Annotated in this window: 12 protein-coding genes and 1 pseudogene; 7 read left to right on the top strand and 6 right to left on the bottom strand. The window is 73.9% G+C overall.

Features of this window, described 5'->3' with window-relative positions; translation table 11 throughout:
* Window positions 1-86: 86 nt before the first annotated feature.
* On the top strand, window positions 87-953 hold the full coding sequence (locus tag IF19_RS0101195; RefSeq protein WP_030187463.1) for a phosphotransferase enzyme family protein: 867 nt from the start codon (window positions 87-89) through the stop codon (window positions 951-953).
* 40 nt (window positions 954-993) lie between these two features.
* Complete coding sequence (locus tag IF19_RS0101200) at window positions 994-1,506, top strand: hypothetical protein (RefSeq protein ID WP_030114918.1); 513 nt, start codon at window positions 994-996, stop codon at window positions 1,504-1,506.
* 77 nt (window positions 1,507-1,583) lie between these two features.
* Here IF19_RS0101200 and IF19_RS0101205 read toward each other — a convergent pair whose 3' ends face one another.
* The gene (locus IF19_RS0101205; RefSeq protein ID WP_030114917.1) at window positions 1,584-2,297 is read right to left on the bottom strand and encodes an exonuclease domain-containing protein; all 714 of its coding nucleotides are present in this window, start codon (window positions 2,295-2,297) and stop codon (window positions 1,584-1,586) included.
* 191 nt (window positions 2,298-2,488) lie between these two features.
* The gene (locus tag IF19_RS0101210) at window positions 2,489-3,724 is read right to left on the bottom strand and encodes an SAV2148 family HEPN domain-containing protein (RefSeq protein ID WP_030187461.1); all 1,236 of its coding nucleotides are present in this window, start codon (window positions 3,722-3,724) and stop codon (window positions 2,489-2,491) included.
* A gap of 415 nt (window positions 3,725-4,139) precedes the next feature.
* Between IF19_RS0101210 and glgX the strand changes: the two genes are divergently transcribed.
* Both glgX and treY read left to right on the top strand, forming a co-directional pair.
* Complete coding sequence (glgX, locus tag IF19_RS0101215) at window positions 4,140-6,269, top strand: glycogen debranching protein GlgX (protein WP_030114914.1); 2,130 nt, start codon at window positions 4,140-4,142, stop codon at window positions 6,267-6,269.
* Between the two features lie 111 nt (window positions 6,270-6,380).
* On the top strand, window positions 6,381-8,753 hold the full coding sequence (treY, locus tag IF19_RS0101220) for a malto-oligosyltrehalose synthase (RefSeq protein WP_030276161.1): 2,373 nt from the start codon (window positions 6,381-6,383) through the stop codon (window positions 8,751-8,753).
* Window positions 8,754-8,797: 44 nt separating this feature from the next.
* On the opposite strand, the gene IF19_RS0101225 is transcribed toward treY, so the two are convergent.
* Both IF19_RS0101225 and IF19_RS1000000138785 read right to left on the bottom strand, forming a co-directional pair.
* A complete protein-coding gene (locus IF19_RS0101225) occupies window positions 8,798-9,832 on the bottom strand; it encodes a cytochrome P450 (protein WP_030276159.1) in 1,035 nt (344 codons plus the stop codon).
* Window positions 9,833-10,337: 505 nt separating this feature from the next.
* Window positions 10,338-10,895: pseudogene (locus IF19_RS1000000138785) on the bottom strand (FHA domain-containing protein); the annotation flags it as partial.
* Window positions 10,896-11,267: 372 nt separating this feature from the next.
* Between IF19_RS1000000138785 and IF19_RS0101235 the strand changes: the two are divergent.
* On the top strand, window positions 11,268-12,179 hold the full coding sequence (locus IF19_RS0101235) for a GNAT family N-acetyltransferase (RefSeq protein WP_030114910.1): 912 nt from the start codon (window positions 11,268-11,270) through the stop codon (window positions 12,177-12,179).
* A 2-nt stretch (window positions 12,180-12,181) separates the two neighbouring features.
* On the opposite strand, the gene IF19_RS01000000134460 is transcribed toward IF19_RS0101235, so the two are convergent.
* Window positions 12,182-13,288 carry an alpha-L-fucosidase gene (locus IF19_RS01000000134460; protein ID WP_106973570.1) on the bottom strand — a complete coding sequence of 369 codons (1,107 nt, stop codon included), beginning with the start codon at window positions 13,286-13,288 and terminating at the stop codon, window positions 12,182-12,184.
* 15 nt (window positions 13,289-13,303) lie between these two features.
* Window positions 13,304-14,698: a GH1 family beta-glucosidase gene (locus tag IF19_RS0101245; RefSeq protein WP_030114909.1), complete on the bottom strand. Its 1,395-nt coding sequence runs from the start codon at window positions 14,696-14,698 to the stop codon at window positions 13,304-13,306.
* Between the two features lie 195 nt (window positions 14,699-14,893).
* Here IF19_RS0101245 and treZ point away from each other — a divergent pair, with 195 nt between their 5' ends.
* Window positions 14,894-16,654 carry a malto-oligosyltrehalose trehalohydrolase gene (gene treZ / locus IF19_RS0101250; protein WP_030114908.1) on the top strand — a complete coding sequence of 587 codons (1,761 nt, stop codon included), beginning with the start codon at window positions 14,894-14,896 and terminating at the stop codon, window positions 16,652-16,654.
* 104 nt (window positions 16,655-16,758) lie between these two features.
* Window positions 16,759-17,328 carry a hypothetical protein gene (locus IF19_RS0101255; protein ID WP_030114907.1) on the top strand — a complete coding sequence of 190 codons (570 nt, stop codon included), beginning with the start codon at window positions 16,759-16,761 and terminating at the stop codon, window positions 17,326-17,328.
* Window positions 17,329-17,332 lie beyond the last annotated feature (4 nt).

The raw sequence follows: 17,332 nt of genomic DNA on the forward strand, positions 1-17,332 counted from the left end.
GTTCCGGCTGCCCGGAAGCCCCCGTCATGGTGCTGACGGGCCGTCGCTTCGTCAAGGTGGCCTGCGCGGATGCGAAAATCGCACCCATGGACGAGATGCGTGCGCGCGAGGTACTGACGGCCGCCGGGCTCCCCGGTGCGGCGGAGCTGCTCGCGCTGGGCGAGAACGCGGTGTTCGCCGCCGGTGACCTGGTGGTCAAGGTCGGCCGGGACGCCACCGGCCACCCCGAGCTGCGAGAGCGGGCCGAGCGGGAGGTGGCGCTGGCCGACTGGCTCGCCGCCTCCGGCGTCCCGGCCGTCCGCGCCGCCGAGAGCGAGGTGCGGGTCGTGGAGGGCCACCCGGTGACGCTGTGGCACCGGCTCCCCGACGCCGTACGCCCCGCCGAGCCGCGCGACCTCGCCCCGCTGCTGACCCTGGTGCACGCGCTGCCCGCCCCGACCGGCTTCACGCTCCCGCGCCGCGAGCTGCTGGGCGGCGTGGAGCGCTGGCTGACGCTGGCGGGCGACGCGATCGACCCGGCGGACGCGGACTACCTGCGCGAGCGCCGCGACGGTTTCGCCGCCGCGGCCGCCGCTCTGGTCCCCCACCTCCGGCCGGGCCCGATCCACGGCGACGCGCTCCCGCGCAACGTCCATGTCGGGCCGGACGGCCCGGTCCTGGTCGACCTGGAGACGTTCTCCGCCGACCTGCGGGAGCACGACCTGGTGGTCCTCGCCCTCTCCCGCGACCGCTACGGCCTGGACCCGGCGGCCTACGCCTCCTTCACCGCCGCGTACGGCTGGGACGTCCGGGAGTGGGAGGGGTGCGCGGTCCTGCGCGGCGCCCGCGAGACGGCGAGCTGCGCCTGGGTCTCCCAGCACGCCCCGGCCAACCCGAAGGCCCTGACGGAGTTCCGCCGCCGGGTGGCATCGCTGCGCGAGGGCGACCCGGAGGTCCGGTGGTACCCGTTCTGAACATCGAGGGGGCACCGTCCGCAGCACTTAGGTTGACCCCATGGGATTCTTCGACAGACTGACCGGGACCAGACACCCCGAGGCCGGGGCCGAGCCGAGGTCCGCCGAGGAGGTGCGGTCGGCTCTGCTCGGTCTCAACGGGCCGGACGTCCCCTACGTCATCGGTGACGGCGCGGCGCACGGCGCCGATCTGGTGGCGGAGTGGCGGCTCGCCGAGCCCGCCTGGCAGCACGTCTTCGTCCAGTCCCAGCTGACGCACGCCGTCCGGATCCGGATGCGGCTGGCCGGGGACGTCCCCGAGGTGCGTGCCGTCGAGGAGAGCTGGGAGGTCACCCGCGTCGGGAATCCTCCGCGGCTCCGGACCTCGGCGGCGTACACGCGTGGCGGTGGACGAACCGTCTCGCGCAGGTACACGCTCCAGCGGGGGGAGAGCGGCCGTCTCGAAGCGGCCGAGTCGTTCGCCTTCGACAGCGCGCAGTTGACGGACCCGCTGCGGGACACCGCTCTCGCATCGGGCTGGACCTGGCGCGGAGTGGTCTTCGGCAAGCTCTGAGAGCTCGTCGCCCCTCCGGCGGTCCACCGGCGACAAGGACTCCGCGGGCGCTCCGGGCGCGCAGGCCGCGAAGCCGCTCAGCGCATCCGGGGAATGAGCGGCCAGGCCGGCTCGACGACCGCCGCCGGGTCCGTGGTGCGCCGCAGGTACGCCTGCAGGGACCGCGACTGCTCGGCCGCCGCGTGCACCTGGAGGCCGTGCAGCTCCTCCAGGGGCATCACGCCGACCGGCTGGTGCTGCTCCCCCATGCGCCGCACCACGCGCGCGGCGGCGACGGCGTCCGCGCGGGCGTCGTGCGCGTCGTCGAGCGCGACCCCGTAGTGGGCGCACAGGGCGTGGAGGGCCCGCTTCCCCTTCCGGTACTTGTCGACGTGCTTGTCGATGACCAGCGGGTCGATGACGGGTGAGGGCGCGGCTCCCAGCCGGTCGCTGACCGAGGCGACCCCGTACCGGCGGCACTCCCGGTCCAGCAGGGACAGGTCGTAGCGGGCGTTCATCACGACCAGGGGAACGCCCGTGCGCAGTCCTTCGGCGACGGCGCCCGCGATCTCCTCGATCGCGGCGGCGGCGGGCAGCCCGTGCTCACGGGCCCGTTCGGTCGAGATGCCGTGGATCGCCGACGCCTGCTCCGGTATGGCCACGCCCGGGTTCAGCAGCCAGGTCCGCTCCTCGGACACCGAGCCGTCGGCCTCCAGCCGGACGACGGCGGCCGTCACGATGCGGTCCGACTCGACGTCCGTGCCCGTCGTCTCCAGATCGAACGCCATCAGCGTCCCGCTGAGCCAACTCATCCCGTTTCCTCCGTCTGTGGTGCATTCCCCACGTGACGACCACCCTCGCACGCGCCACTGACAGCAGTGGACGGGCCCCTTCGTCCCACGGGCCGTCAGGTGAACGGCCGGAGCGGGATGCGCCGGGACGGCCGGGGCCCGACCGGACCGCTCCCTTCCGCGCCTACCCGCCGGGGCGCGCCACACGCAGGTCAGGAGACCGGCCGGGAGTCCGTCCAGACCGACTCGAACTCCTCGCGGTACGTCTCGAACAGGCCGTTCTCGCTGTCCTGCCCCGCGCGGACCACCGTGCGCCGGCCACCGCCGCGCAGCACCAGCACCGGCGCCTCCATGCCCCGGGCCCGCCGCAGATAGGGCTGGACCACGCCCACCGCGTCCGGGCCGTCGCCGTCCACCAGATAGGCGGTGAAGCGCGGGGTCTCGTCGAAGACCTGGATCTCGAACGCCCCCGGGTCGCGGAGCCGGGAGCGCACCCGCCGCATGTGCAGGATGTTCATCTCCACCGAGCGGCTCAGCTCGCCCTTCTTGAGGCCGAGCTCCCGCTCCCGGCGCTTCACCGCGCTGCTGGCCGGGTTGATGAACAGCAGCCGGACCCGGCAGCCCGACTCGGCGAGCCGCACGAGCCGGCGGCCGGAGAAGTTCTGCACGAGCAGGTTGAGCCCTATGCCGATGGCGTCGAGCCGCCGCGCCCCGCCGAACAGGTCCTCGGCCGGGAGCTGGCGCTGGAGCCGCACCCGGTCGGAGTGGACGGAGACCACGTCCGCGTACCGGTCGCCGACCAGCTCCTCCACGGCGTCCACGGGCAGCCGGTCGGCCGACGGTACGCCCGCCCCGCCGCCGAGGATGTCCAGGAGCCGGGCGGAGGCGCGTTCCGCCTGGGCGAGGACGGCCTCGTTCAGCGCCCGGTTGCGGGAGACGACGTTGCGCGCGACCTCCAGCTCGTCCAGGGCCAGCTCGACATCGCGGCGGTCGTCGAAGTACGGCTCGAAGCACGGCCAGTGCTGGACCATCAGCTCACGCAGTTGCGGCAGCGTCAGGAAGCTGAGGACGTTGTCGTCGGCCGGGTCTAGCAGATAGCCCTTGCGGCGCGACACCTCGCGTACGGCGACGGCGCGCTGCACCCATTCCTGACCGGCCGGACCGGCGGCGGCCACCACCCACTCCTCGCCGTGCACCGGCTCGTAGACCGGCCGGAGCACGGCGGCGACGACGGCGCGCAACCGCTGTTCGACCAGATTCAGCCAGATATAGGCGCGGCCGGCCCGCTGGGCCCGGGTCCGCACCTCGTTCCAGGACTCCGATCCCCACTCCAGCTCGGCGCCGATCTCCATGGGCTGCGCGAGGGACACCGCCCCGGGCGGGGCATCCGTCGGTTCCCCCTCGCGACCTGCGTCACCTGGGGGCAGCTCGAACCCTCCCGAGCTCACCCGCGTACCGCCTTCCACTCCCCCACCCAACGATCAAGGAAGGGTACTCCGGGAGCGTGATCCGACGCAGCCCGATGCACAGGGGACTTTGCCAACTCCTGCGTGGACACGGCTTGTTCCGTGCGGCGAGATCGGATGGAGTGAGCGGATTCATAGTGATTGGGGCCCCCGTTCCGGGGCGCGAACCGGACGCCTGCCGGGTGACGACGTCCGGAAGCACGTCCGGGGCGGCACGGAGGTGTCCGAAGTTGACCGGTGAGAGGGCCGCGGACGACGGGACCCGGCCGCACCGGGTGACGTCCTAGGTGAGCGCCCCGTTTTCGGGGAAGATTCGGGACGTATTCGGGAAATGTTCGAGGAGCCATCGGGCCGAGGAAAGCCGCAGCCCCCGGATCAGAAGTGGAAGAGTCTCATCATGCAGGTCTGGCCGGGACACGCTTACCCGCTCGGCGCCACGTACGACGGCGCCGGGACCAACTTCGCGGTCTTCTCGGAGGCCGCCCACCGGATCGAGTTGTGCCTGCTGCACGACGACGGTTCCGAGACGGCGGTCGAACTCCGCGAGACCGACGCCTTCGTGCGCCACGCCTATCTGCCCGGGGTGATGCCGGGTCAGCGCTACGGCTTCCGGGTGCACGGACCGTACGAGCCGCAGAACGGGCAGCGGTGCAACTCCGCGAAGCTGCTGCTGGACCCGTACGCCCGCGCCGTGGCCGGGAAGATCGACTGGGGCGAGGCGGTGTACGGCTACCCGTTCGGGAAGCCGGACGAGCGCAACGACCTCGACTCGGCGCCGCACACCATGAGCTCGGTGGTGGTCAACCCGTACTTCGACTGGGGCGACGACCGCCTGCCCCGGACGGACTACCACCGGACCGTGATCTACGAGGCCCATGTGAAGGGCCTGACGATGCTGCACCCGGGGCTGCCACCCGAGATGCGCGGCACGTACGCCGGGCTGGCGCACCCGGAGGTGATCGCCCACCTGACCGAACTGGGCGTCACCGCGATCGAGCTGATGCCCGTCCACCAGTTCGTGCAGGACCACCGGCTCGCGGACATGGGGCTCGCCAACTACTGGGGCTACAACACCATCGGCTTCTTCGCCCCGCACAACACGTACGCCTCGTGGGGCGACCGCGGCGAGCAGGTGCTGGAGTTCAAGCAGGCGGTGAAGGCGCTGCACCAGGCGGGCATCGAGGTCATCCTCGACGTCGTCTACAACCACACCGCCGAGGGCAACCACCTGGGGCCCACGCTCTCCTTCCGCGGGCTCGACAACGCCTCGTACTACCGGCTCACCGACGACCAGCGGTACTACATGGACACCACGGGCACCGGGAACTCGCTGCTCATGCGGTCCCCGCACGTCCTCCAGATGATCATGGACTCGCTGCGGTACTGGGTGACCGAGATGCACGTGGACGGCTTCCGCTTCGACCTCGCGGCCACGCTGGCCCGCCAGTTCCACGAGGTGGACCGGCTCTCCTCGTTCTTCGACCTGGTCCAGCAGGACCCGGTGGTCAGCCAGGTGAAGCTGATCGCGGAACCGTGGGACGTCGGCGAGGGCGGCTACCAGGTGGGCAACTTCCCGCCGCTGTGGACCGAGTGGAACGGCAAGTACCGCGACACCGTCCGCGACCTGTGGCGGGGCGAGCCGCGCACGCTGGCGGAGTTCGCCGGGCGGCTCACCGGCTCCTCCGACCTCTACCAGGACGACGGCCGCCGCCCGCTCGCCTCCATCAACTTCGCGACCTGCCACGACGGTTTCACCCTGCACGACCTCGTCGCGTACAACGACAAGCACAACGACGCCAACGGCGAGGAGAACCGGGACGGCGAGAGCCACAACCGGTCCTGGAACTGCGGGGCCGAGGGCGGGACGGACGACCCGGAGATCCTGGAGCTGCGAGCCCGCCAGATGCGGAACTTCATCGCCACGCTGATGCTCTCGCAGGGCGTGCCGATGCTGTCCCACGGCGACGAGTTCGCCCGTACGCAGAACGGCAACAACAACGCCTACTGCCAGGACAACGAGCTGGCCTGGGTGCACTGGCCCGATCCGGACGAGCCCGCCGACGCCCCGGCCTCGACGCTGCTGGAGTTCACCCGGGCCATGGTGTGGCTGCGCCGCGACCACCCCGTGTTCCGGCGCCGGCGCTTCTTCCACGGGCGGCCGGTGGAGGGCACCCACGACGACCTGTCCGACATCGCGTGGTTCACCCCCGAGGGCGAGGAGATGACGCAGGAGGACTGGCAGGCGGCGCACGCCAAGGCCATGACCGTCTTCCTGAACGGGCACGCGATCTCCGAGCCGGGGCCGCGCGGCGAGCGGATCTCCGACGACTCGTTCCTGCTGATGTTCAACGCGAGCGCCGAGACGCTGGAGTTCGCCGTCCCCGTCGCCCACGGCGAGCAGTGGCAGGTCGTGGTGGACACCGCACGCCCGGACGGGGTCCCCCCGGGGACCGGCCCGAAGGTGGCCGAGGGCGAGCGGGTCACCCTGATCGGGCGCAGCCTGACGGTCCTGAAGCGGCCCGCCTGAGGGGCCGCCGGTCCCGAAGCGGCCCGCCCGAGGGGCTGCCCGACGTTACGGCGAGGGTGAGGTTGTGCCCGGGGTGACACGGATCGCCCCGGGCGGGGTACGGAGAAAGCCATGACGCCCACCGCCACGTACCGGCTTCAGCTCCAGCCCGACTTCCCCTTCGCCGCCGCCGAGAAGGCCGTGCCGTACCTCGCTTCGCTCGGGGTCTCGCACCTGCACCTCTCCCCCGTCCTGGAAGCGGTCCCCGGCTCCACCCACGGCTACGACGTCGTCGACCACGGCCGGGTACGGGAGGAGCTGGGCGGCGAGGAGGGGCTGCGCTCGCTCGCCTCGGCCGCCCGGGAGCACGGTCTCGGGCTGGTCGCGGACATCGTGCCCAACCACATGGCCGCCTCCCCCCGGCACAACCGCCGGCTGTGGGAGGTGCTGCGCGAGGGGCCGGACTCCCCGTACGCCCGCTGGTTCGACGTCGACTGGGCGGCGGGCGGCGGGAAGGTGCTGCTGCCGGTGCTCGGAGGGCCGCTCGGCGGGGAGCTGGAGCATCTCGCGGTGGACGGGGAGGTGCTGCGCTACCACGACCACGCGTTCCCGCTGCGGGACGGCACGGCGGGCCTCCCGCTGCCGGAGCTGCTGGACGCCCAGCACTACCGGCTCGGCTGGTGGCGCCTGGCCCGCACCGAGCTGAACTACCGACGGTTCTTCACCGTCCCGGAGCTGATCGGGGTGCGCGTGGAGCATCCGGAGGTCTTCGAGGACACCCACGCCAAAATCCTCGAACTGCTCCGCGACGGCGTCCTGGACGGGCTGCGCATCGACCACCCGGACGGCCTCGCCGCCCCGGCCGCCTATCTGGAACGGCTCCACGAGGCCACCGGCGGGCGGTGGACGGTGGTGGAAAAAATCCTCACCGGCGACGAGCACCTCCCCGCGGAGTGGGCGGTGGCGGGCACCACCGGGTACGACGCGCTGCGCCGCATCGACGGGCTGTTCACCGACCCGGCGGGGGCGGCGGAACTGCTGGGTCACTACCGGGAGTTCGCGATCCCGCCCGCCGACCGGGGCGGCGACTGGACGGAGACGGCGCGCCGGGCCGCGTACCGGGTGGTGACCCATGAGCTGGCGTCCGAGACCGCCTGGCTGACCCGGTTGGCGAGCGCCGTCTGCGAACGGGACCCCGCCCTGCGCGACCACGCCCCCTGGGCGCTGCGGACGGCGGTCCGGGAGCTGCTGGTGCGGGTCCCGGTCTACCGGCCGTACGTCACGGCGGGCGAGCGGCCGAGCCGTACGGCACAGGAGGCGCTGCCCGACGAGGCGGTGCGGGACGCGAAGGCGGTGTTCGCCGTGGAGGAGGAGGCGGCGGCCGTGGACGTCGTACGGGAGCTGGCGCTCGGGCGGCTCGGCGGCGGCCCCGAACAGACGGCGTTCAGCGTCCGGTTCGCCCAGACGGCGTCCGCACTGCACGCCAAGTCGGTGGAGGACACGGCGTTCTACCGGTACGTGCCGCTGCTCTCGGCCACCGAGGTGGGCGGCGACGCCGGACGACCCGCCGTGTCGCCGGACGAGTTCCACGCGTTCGCGGCCCGCATCGCCCGTGACTGGCCCGCCACCGGGACGGTCCTGACGACCCACGACACCAAACGCAGCGCGGACGTCCGGGCGCGGATCGCGGTGCTGACGCAGTGCCCGCAGCGGTGGGCCGCGCTGCTGGCGGAGGTGACGGAGACGACCCCGGTCGCCGCTCCGGACGGCCAACTGGCATGGGCGGCCTGGCAGTCGGCGTACGGCTGCGCGGACATGCCGGCCGAGGAGCTGGGCGGGCGGCTGGAGCCGGCGCTGCTGAAGGCGGTGCGGGAGGCGGGGCTGTTCACGAGCTGGACGGAGTCGGATCCGGCGTACGAGCGGGCGGTGTCGGACTTCGTCGCGGCCGGGCCGGGGCGCGCGTCGGGTCCGGCCCGGGACCGGATCGCGGAGTTCGCGGGCGCGCTCGCCCCGCATGTGCGCGCCCAGGTGCTGGGGGCGGCGCTGGTGCAGCTGACGATGCCGGGTGTGCCGGACCTCTACCAGGGCACGGAGAGCGCGTACCTGGCGCTGGTCGACCCGGACAACCGGCAGCCGTTCCGGCGGCCCGACGCCCCCGACGAGAAGCAGGAGCTGACGGCGGCCGCGCTGAGGCTGCGGCGGGAGGCGCCGGACGTCTTCGGGGAGTCGGGGACGTACGAACCGCTGGGGGCGTCGGGTCCGGCCGCCTCGCATCTGGTGGCGTTCTGCCGGTCGGGCGAGGTGGTCACGGCGGTGACCCGGCTGTCGCTGCGGCTGGCCGAGGGCGGCGGCTGGGGGGACACGGTGCTGGAGCTGCCGGACGGGGGTGTCTGGCGGGATCTGCTGTCCGGCTCCGCGGAACGGGAGTTGGCGGGGGGCGCGGTGCGGGCGGAGGAACTGTTCGCCGAGCGACCGGTGGCGCTGTTGCGGCGTGTACGGGACTGACCGGGCGTCATGTGCCGTGGGGGGCCCGGGGCCGGCGGCCGCCGTCAGGACGGGCGGACGAGCAGCGTGCGCGGGCTCCGGGTGAGCAGACCGCCCGCCACCGGCCGGAAGCCGTCGGCCCACCGGATGCCCGGCATCGCCGTCAGCAGGGCGCGCAGGCCGTGTTCGGCCTCCAGCCGGCCGAGGCGGGCGGCCGGGCAGTGCGCCGGTCCGGTGAGGAGGGTGTCCGCGTCGGCGCGCAGCGGATCGAACCGGTCGGGGGCGGTGAACCGGGCCGGGTCGCGGCCCGCCGCGCCGATGAGGCAGGCGACGGGCGCGCCCGCCGGGAGGGTGCCGCCGCTGACGGGCACCTCCGTACGGGTGCGGCGCAGCACGATCTGGACCGGCGGGTCGCGGCGCAGGGTCTCGGCCCAGGCCCGGTCCAGCAGCGTCCCCGAGGCGTGTGGCGCCGCTGCGCCGGCGGTCGCGGCGGCCTGGAGGTCGGGGTCGTCGAGCATGTTCGCGAGGAACGAGGCGAGGGCGTGCTCGCGCAGGGCGGTGGAGCGGGCGCAGTCGTCCGCTCCCCCGCCGGTCCGCCGGTGTGGTTCGCCTCCGGTGCGGCCGTTCACGCCCGGGTAGGAGAGCCCGGCCGCGGCCGCCGCGGCCCCGGTGGGCAGCCAGCGGCAGAAGTCGGCGACCAGGTCGGCCCGGTCCCGGCCGACGATCCGGCGGGCCAGTACGTACGCGGTCCGCTCGACGGCCGGCTCCACCGTGCGGTACGGCACGGCGGGCGGCGCGCAGACCTGGGCGCCCCGGCAGAGTCCGAGCGGTACGGGGGCCCGGCCGCGCGGGGCCCCGTCGTGCGGGTAGCCGGTGAACCGGGGGTCGGTGAGCGCCAGGGCCACGTCCACGTACCGGCTCAGCAGCCAGGCGTCGAGCGCCGGGTCGTAGCCGAGCGGGTATTCGGTGCGCAGCAGGCGGTAGAGGCGCAGGCGGTACGGGTCCGTCGTGGCCCCCGGGGCGAGCAGCCCCGGCTGACCGCCCGCGATCCGGTGCGGGCGGCGGGCGTCGGGCACGGCCTCGGGGCGGTCGACCGGCATCCCTGCCCCCTGGAGTCGGTGCGCCGGTGATCGGCGCGCGCCCCTCCAGCGGACCACCGGCGGGGGCGTGCCGCAGTCGGCGGACGGCCGTTCGGGTGAAGGGCGGCGGGGCCGGGGCTCAGGCGGACGGCGGGGGCTGCGGCCCGGACGCGGACGACGGGCGGTCCGGGCCGGGCTGCGGCTGCGCGGCACCCGGCAGCGGGGGCGCGGGCGCGGGCCGCTGAGGGGGGTGCCCGCCGGGGTCCTGATGAGCGACATCGGGCTGCGGACGACGGTCCGGGCCGGGCTGCTGCTGTTGCGGCGCGGCACCCGGCTGCGGGGGCGCGGGCTGCTGAGGGGGGTGCCCGCCCGGCTGCGGCTGAGCGTGGGCGGGGCCCGGGGCCGGGTGCGGCGGCGGTATCGCCCCCTGGCGCGGCAGCTCCGGGGCCCCGGGCGGCGGTCCCGGCGCGTGGTGTCCCGGCAGTCCGGCGGAGGGGCGGGGTGCGGGAGGCGGCGGCAGTTCGAGCGGGCGGTGGGCCGGGGCGGTGAGGCGGAAGCTCATGTGGCCGAAGCTCACCTGGTCCCCGTCCCGCACCGGGATGGCGCCGACGAGCCGCTGCCCGTTGACGCAGGTGCCGTTGGTGGAGCCGAGGTCGCGCAGCAGCCAGCGGCCGTTCAGCGCGTGGAGTTCGGCGTGCAGCCGGGAGACCGTCTCGTGGTTGAGGCGCAGTCCGTTCGCCGGGTCGCGGCCGATGAGCAGCGGATGCGGGCCGGGCACGGGGAGCAGCAGCCTGGGCAGCCGCTCGGTCTGCCAGGCGCGGCGCAGCCGCCCCGGGAAGGCGGAGATCCCGCCCACCGCGCGGACCAGTCCCTGGGACCAACGGCCGCCGCTCTCCAGGTCGGAGGTGAGGGCCGCCAACTCCTCCGGGCGGCGGGCGGCGAGGGCGAGCTCCATCCGGCGCAGGAACGTGTCGTGCGACAACTTGCCCTGTGCGGCACCCTCCCTGAGCACGCCGAGGACACGGTCGCGCTGGGCGTCCGACAGCCGCGCGGGACTCATGTGGAACTCGGAGGAGGATGTCACGTCGACGATTGTCGGGCCGAAGGGCCCGGAGTGTCCAGACGAGCCAGGGTTTCCTCCCCCGCTGACCTGCGCCGCTCCCACGCGGGGCCCGCTGCCGGGGTGTTCGGCGGGACGGGCGGGGCCGCGCCGTCCGAACGCGGTGGATGGCGGGCCCTCCGTTCAAACGCGGTGGACGGCCGGTGCGGAAGGCGGCTACGGTCGGCACCGCCGTCGATCAAGATCGTGAAAGGGGGTGGGACCGTGCGTGCGAACACCACCGGTGCCGCCGGCTTCAGCAGCTTCTTCTCAACCCCGCGCTCCCGTCCCGCCCATGGGGCGGTGTCGGACTCCGTCTGACCGGGAGCGCGGCGCTTCTTCCCGGAGGATCTCTCCATGACCGATCTGGTCATCCGCGCGCTCACCACGAGCGACGCGCATCTTTTCCACGCTCTTCAGGACGCCTCCCTCGTCGGGCGCGGCGCGTTCGGCCACCGTTACGCCCCCGTGGCGGAGGGCGGCGAGTACCGCCCCGACTGGACGTGGGTCGCCCTGCGCGACGGCACCGTGGTGGCCAGGGCCGCCTGGTGGGCGGCGCCCGACGACACCGCGCCCGTCGCCCTCGACTGGTTCGACTTCGCGGACGGCGAGGAGGAGGCGGGCGCCGAACTCCTGCGCCGCTCTCCCCTCCGTGCCGAGTTCTCCCTGCTGGTGCCGCCCGGCTGGCGGGAGATGCCCGAGGTCCGGGCCGCCGCCGAGGCCAGGATCGACGCGGCGCGGGCCGCCGGGATGGAGGTCCTCGTCGAGCGCTACCGCTATGAGTGGACCCCCGACTGCCCGCTGCCCGAGCGGCCGGGCCGGCTCACGTTCCGCCCCGAGCCGGACGACGCCGTGATCCTCGACGTCCTGCGCCGGTGCCACTCCGTCACGCTGGACGCGCACGCCCGCCGGGCGATCGCGGGGCCCGGCGGCCTGGACGCGGCGGCGCAGGCGGAGTTGGACATCTTCCACTGGTTCCCCTCGCCGAGGGAGTGGTGGCAGCTCGCGTTCACCCCGGACGGAGAGGTCGCGGGGATCCATGTGCCCGCGCACAACCCGAATGGACCCTGCATCGGCTTCATCGGGGTCGTCCCGGAGGCGCGCGGCCACGGGTACGGCTACGACCTGCTGGTGGAGTGCACCCGCTTCCTGGTGGAGCGGGGCGCCGAGTCCATCGCGGGCGCGACGGACCGGGGGAACACGCCGATGGCCGCCGCGTTCGCCCGCGCCGGCCACCCCGTCGCCCAGGAACGCATCGATCTGGTGTGAGGCTACTGCCGGGCCACGTCCTCGGCGAGCCACTCCAGGCGCAGGCTCTGCTCGGCGGGGATGGTCGCGTCCTCGCCGCGCGGGCCCACGTTGAGCAGGACGTTCCCGCCGTCGGCCGCCGTGTCGCGGACCAGTGAGGTCAGGGCCGCGCGGTCGAGGAAGGCGTCCGGGCCGGAGTTGCGGTTGTAGCCGAAGCTGTGGTCCACGCCCCGGGTGATCTCGTACGGGTCGGAGCCCTCGTAGCGGGCGTACTCCGGGGTGCGGAAGTCGAAGACGGGCGGTGTGCGCGGGACGAAGCCCTCGCCCCGCGCCACCGTCCGCCGGTCCCACCAGTTGTACAGCGCCTTAGCTCCCGGCAGCCCGAGGCCCCGCCAGTGCGGTGCGCAGGGCAGCAGCCGGTCGTTGACGACGCCGTGCGGGACGGTGAAGCGGTAGAAGTCGACGAGCGAGCGGATCTCGTCGGCGGACGCCGGCCAGGCGATGTCGTTCCAGAGGATGTCGGGGCGGTAGCGGCGGATCAGCTCCCGCATCTGCGCGTCCGCGTAGGCGGGGTAGCGGCCGCGCGGGACGGCGGAGAACATGTCGGCGGCGGTGCCGATGGGCCGGTCGTCGAAGGTCCAGTCGAGTCCGCCGGAGTAGTAGACGCCGAAGCGCAGGCCCTCGGCCCGTACGGCCTCGGCGAATTCACCGACCACGTCCCGGGTGGTGTGCCAGCCGGCGCGGTGCGGGTTCCGCGTCTCGGAGGGCCAGAGGCAGAAGCCGTCGTGGTGCTTGGTGACCAGGACCGCGTAGCCGGCCCCCGCCTCCCGGAAGGCGCGGGCCCAGGCGGCCGGGTCCCAGCCGGCCAGCCCGTCCTCGAAGTCATGGCCGAAGTCGGTGTAGGGCCGCGTGCCGTAGGTGGCGCGGTGGTGGGCGGAGACCGGGGAGCCGGGGAAGCGGAGCGCGTTCTCGTACCACTCCGCGTACGAGGTCCAGCCGAGCGGGGCGCGTCTGCCCGCCGCCGGGAGTTCGGCGGCGGGGACGTAGGGCGGGGCCCAGCCGGGGACGGAGGCGGGTGTCCAGTGAACGAAGATCCCCAGCCGGGCCCGGGACCACCATGAAGCGACCATGGCGGGAAGTATTGATCACTCGGCGGGCGTCGCGTAAGCCCTTTCGGCCGCCGGATCGCGCTGCTGGGACTTCTGGGCGCGAATCAGGTCGCGGTACCAGGCGTAGGACTTCTTGGGCGTACGGGTCAGCGTCTCGTAGTCGATGTGGACCAGGCCGAACCGCTGGGACGCGCCCTCCGTCCACTCCACGTTGTCGGTGAGGGACCAGGTGAAGTAGCCGCGCACGTCCACCCCGGCGTCCATCGCCGCGCGCAGGGCGGTGAGGTGGCTCTCCAGGTAGGCGATGCGGCGGTCGTCGGCGTGGGGTTCCTCCAGGGCGCAGCCGTTCTCGGTGATGTAGAGCGGCGGGAGGCGGTCGCCGTAGCGGGTGTGGAGCGTGGTGACGATCTCGGTGAGCCCCTCGGGGACCACGGGCCAGCCGAAGCCGGTCTTCTCGTACCCCTCGATCTCGCGTATGCCGAAGGGGAGTTCGGCGGGCATCGTGAAGCCGGAGAAGGTCTCCAGGGCCTCCGGGCGGGGTGCTCCGACGAGGATGGGGTTGTAGTAGTTGACGCCGTACCAGTCGAGCGGGGTGGAGATGGTCTTCAGGTCGTCGGCGACCGGTCCCGGCATCAGGGCGGCGAGGCTCTCGTCCGGGTAGCGGCCGGTGAGGACGGGGTCGGCGAAGAGCCAGTTGGTGAGCGTGTCGTAGAGCTCCGCGCCGAAGCGGTCCTCGTCGGTGTCGCCGGCGGTCCAGACCGGGGCGTGCGAGAAGGCGGCGCCGATGTTGTCCGCGCCCGCCGCGCGCAGGGCGCGGACGGCGAGGCCGTGGGCGAGGAGCTGGTGGTGGGCGGCGGGCAGGGCGTCGAAGAGGAGGGCGCGGCCGGGGGCGTGCTCGCCGAGCGCGTAGCCGAGGAGGGTGACCTCGGCGGGTTCGTTGATGGTGATCCACATCGGGACCCGGTCGGCGAGGCGTTCGGCGACGATGCCCGCGTACTCGGCGAAGCGGTAGGCGGTGTCCCGGTCGAGCCAGCCGCCGGCCTCCTCCAGCGGGAGCGGGGTGTCCCAGTGGTAGAGGGTCGGGGCGGGGGTGACGCCGTGGGAGCAGAGTTCGTCGACGAGCCGGTCGTAGAAGTCGAGCCCGTCGGCGTTGACGGCCCCGCTGCCGCCGGGCACCACGCGGGGCCAGCTGATGGAGAACCGGAAGGCGTCCGCGCCGAGCCCGGCCAGCAGGGCGGCGTCCTCGCGGTAGCGGGCGTGGAAGCCGGTGCCGCGGGTGGTGTCGGTGCCGTCCTTGATCCGGCCCGGCTGTGCGGCGAAGGCGTCCCATCCGGAGGGGCCCTTGCCGTCCGCGTCCACCGCCCCCTCGGTCTGGAAGGCGGAGGCGGAGGCGCCCCAGAGGAAACCGGGCGGGAAGATCGGCAGGGTCATCGCGGCCTCCAGCAGCCGTACGTGTGAGCGGAACCAGTGCGGGTGAACAGAACCTGTATGAGCGGGAACCTCACCGGGCAATGATCAGGACCAGACCTTAATGGCCGGTGGCGGGCGGGAACAGGGTCCGTCGCGCGGATCGTGAAGCCCGTTCCCGGGCGACCGCGCGCCCCGGCCGGCGACGAGGAGTGGTGGATGCGGTTCGAGGTGTGGGCCCCCGAGGCGGACTCGGTCGTGCTGGAGGCGGCGGACGTGCGGTCCCCGATGGAGCGCGATCCGGGGCGCGAGGGGTGGTGGACGGCCTGGGCGGAGGCGTCGGACGGGGACCGTTACGGCTTCCGGCTGGACGACGGCCCGCTGCTGCCGGACCCCCGTTCGCGGCGTCAGCCGGACGGGCCGGACGGGCCGAGCGCGGTCGTCGACCAGGAGGCGTACGCCTGGCGCGGCCCCTGGGCGGGGCGGCGGCTGAACCGCGCCGTGCTGTACGAGCTGCACGTGGGCACGTACACCCCGGAGGGCACGTTCGACGCGGCGGCGGCCCGGCTGGGCCATCTGGCCGAGCTGGGCGTCACCCATGTGTCGCTGATGCCCGTCTGCCCGTTCCCCGGCGTCAACGGCTGGGGGTACGAGGGCGTCTCGCTGTGGGCGGTGCACGAGCCGTACGGTGGGCCGGAGGGGCTGAAACGCTTCGTCGACGCGGCGCACGGGCTGGGGCTCGGGGTGGTCCTGGACGTCGTCCACAACCACCTGGGCCCGTCCGGCAACCATCTGCCCGCCTTCGGCCCGTACTTCACCGACACCCACCACACCCCGTGGGGCGCGGCGGTCAACCTGGACGCGCCGGGCTCGGACGAGGTGCGGGCGTTCCTGCTGGGGAGCGCGCTGGCCTGGCTGCGGGACTACCGGCTCGACGGGCTGCGCCTGGACGCGGTGCACGCGCTGGCCGACACCCGGGCGCTCACCTTCCTGGAGGAGTTGTCGACGGCGGTCGACGCGCTGGCGGCCGAGGTGGGTCGGCCGCTCGGGCTGATCGCCGAGTCCGACCTCTGCGATCCGCGCACCACGACGCCCCGCCCGGCAGGCGGCCTCGGGCTGCACGCCCAGTGGAACGACGACTTCCACCACGCCCTGCACACCGCGCTCACCGGTGAAGCGCAGGGCTACTACGCCGACTTCGCCCGCGCCCCGCTCGCCGCCCTCGCCAAGACGGTGACGTCGGCGTTCTTCCACGACGGGACGTGGTCCAGCTTCCGGGGCCGCACCCACGGCCGCCCGGTGGACGTGTCCCGCACCCCTGCGCACCGCTTCGTCGGATACGCGCAGACGCACGACCAGATCGGCAACCGGGCGCTCGGCGACCGGCTCGCCTCCGCCCTCTCCCCCGGTCTCCAGGCGTGCGCCGCCGCACTCGTGCTGACCGGGCCCTTCACGCCGATGCTGTTCATGGGCGAGGAGTGGGGGGCGCGCACGCCCTGGCAGTTCTTCACCGACCACACGGACCCGGAGCTGGCCGAGGCCGTACGCAACGGCAGGCGAAGGGAGTTCGGGGCGCACGGCTGGGCGGAGGAGGAGATCCCGGACCCGCAGGACCCCGCCACCCGGGACCGCTCCTGCCTGGACTGGACCGAGCCGGAGCGCGAACCGCACGCACGGCTGCTCGCCTGGTACCGCGAGCTGATCGCGCTGCGGCGTACGCTGCCCGATCTGCACGATCCCGATCTGGCGGCGGTGAAGACCGCGTTCGACGAGGACGCCCGGTGGTTCGCGTACCGCCGGGGGGACGTGCGGGTCGTGGTGAACCTGGCGGACCGTCCGGCCGCGATTCCGCTCGGCCTCGGCCGCCACCGGCGCTCCGGGGGCCGGGTGCTGGCGTCGTGGGAGCCGGTGGAGGCGCCGGGGCCGGACGGCGTGCTGCACCTGCCGCCCGAGTCGTGCGTGGTGCTGGCGGACGACTGAGCGGGCTCGGGCCCGGTCCGCCGGACGTGCCCCGGCGGCCGGGGGCCGTGGGCCGAGCGCCGGCCGCTCGTCCGGGTCCGTGCGCGCCGTTCTACAGTTCCGGGATGAGCAACTCCGCCGCCTCCGCCGTCCTCACCACCGCTTCCCTGCCGGAAGCGATCCGCGCGGTGCGCACCCTGCTGGACATCGCGGACACCGATCGTGCGGAGGTCGACTTCGAAGCGGTGATCAGGTCGCCGGACGTCCTGGCGCGCGTGTGCGCCGTACTGCCCGGTCTCGAATGGTGGGCGGCGGAGGGGAAGGAGCACGGGTCGTCGGAGGCCGGCGACGACCCCGCGGACTTCCTGCCGGTCCAGGTGTTCGACTGGTGTCGTCCGCTGGACCGCGCCGAGCCCTTCATCGGCGCACTGGGGCCGGATGCCGCCGCGGTCAGGTGGGACCTGGACGCGTGGCCCGACGTTCCCGAGGCGGGGCTGGAGCACATCTCGCAGAAGTACGCCTACCTCACGCTGACCGTGAACTCCCGGGACCTCTACCAGGAGGAACTCTCGCGGGACCACACGGTGTACGTCCACACCCGGGCCGGGGACGACGAGCAGCTCGCCCGCGTCCACTGGCTCGCCGCCCAGGTGGGCGGCGAGTTCACCGGCAGGGTGGAGTCGGCGCGCCTGTGACCCG

Origin of the sequence: Streptomyces californicus (assembly GCF_000717645.1) — a bacterium.
Lineage (GTDB): Bacteria > Actinomycetota > Actinomycetes > Streptomycetales > Streptomycetaceae > Streptomyces > Streptomyces californicus.

Excerpts from the sequence above, each read along its gene's own strand:
- IF19_RS0101205 (WP_030114917.1), bottom strand. The coding sequence starts at position 2,297 with ATGAGTTGGCTCAGCGGGACGCTGATGGCGTTCGATCTGGAGACGACG.
- treZ (WP_030114908.1), top strand. The coding sequence starts at position 14,894 with ATGCGGTTCGAGGTGTGGGCCCCCGAGGCGGACTCGGTCGTGCTGGAG.
- glgX (WP_030114914.1), top strand. The coding sequence starts at position 4,140 with ATGCAGGTCTGGCCGGGACACGCTTACCCGCTCGGCGCCACGTACGAC.
- IF19_RS0101225 (WP_030276159.1), bottom strand. The coding sequence starts at position 9,832 with ATGCCGGTCGACCGCCCCGAGGCCGTGCCCGACGCCCGCCGCCCGCAC.
- IF19_RS0101200 (WP_030114918.1), top strand. The coding sequence starts at position 994 with ATGGGATTCTTCGACAGACTGACCGGGACCAGACACCCCGAGGCCGGG.
- IF19_RS0101255 (WP_030114907.1), top strand. The coding sequence starts at position 16,759 with ATGAGCAACTCCGCCGCCTCCGCCGTCCTCACCACCGCTTCCCTGCCG.
- IF19_RS0101195 (WP_030187463.1), top strand. The coding sequence starts at position 87 with ATGGACGAGATGCGTGCGCGCGAGGTACTGACGGCCGCCGGGCTCCCC.
- IF19_RS0101235 (WP_030114910.1), top strand. The coding sequence starts at position 11,268 with ATGACCGATCTGGTCATCCGCGCGCTCACCACGAGCGACGCGCATCTT.
- IF19_RS0101245 (WP_030114909.1), bottom strand. The coding sequence starts at position 14,698 with ATGACCCTGCCGATCTTCCCGCCCGGTTTCCTCTGGGGCGCCTCCGCC.
- IF19_RS01000000134460 (WP_106973570.1), bottom strand. The coding sequence starts at position 13,288 with ATGGTCGCTTCATGGTGGTCCCGGGCCCGGCTGGGGATCTTCGTTCAC.
- treY (WP_030276161.1), top strand. The coding sequence starts at position 6,381 with ATGACGCCCACCGCCACGTACCGGCTTCAGCTCCAGCCCGACTTCCCC.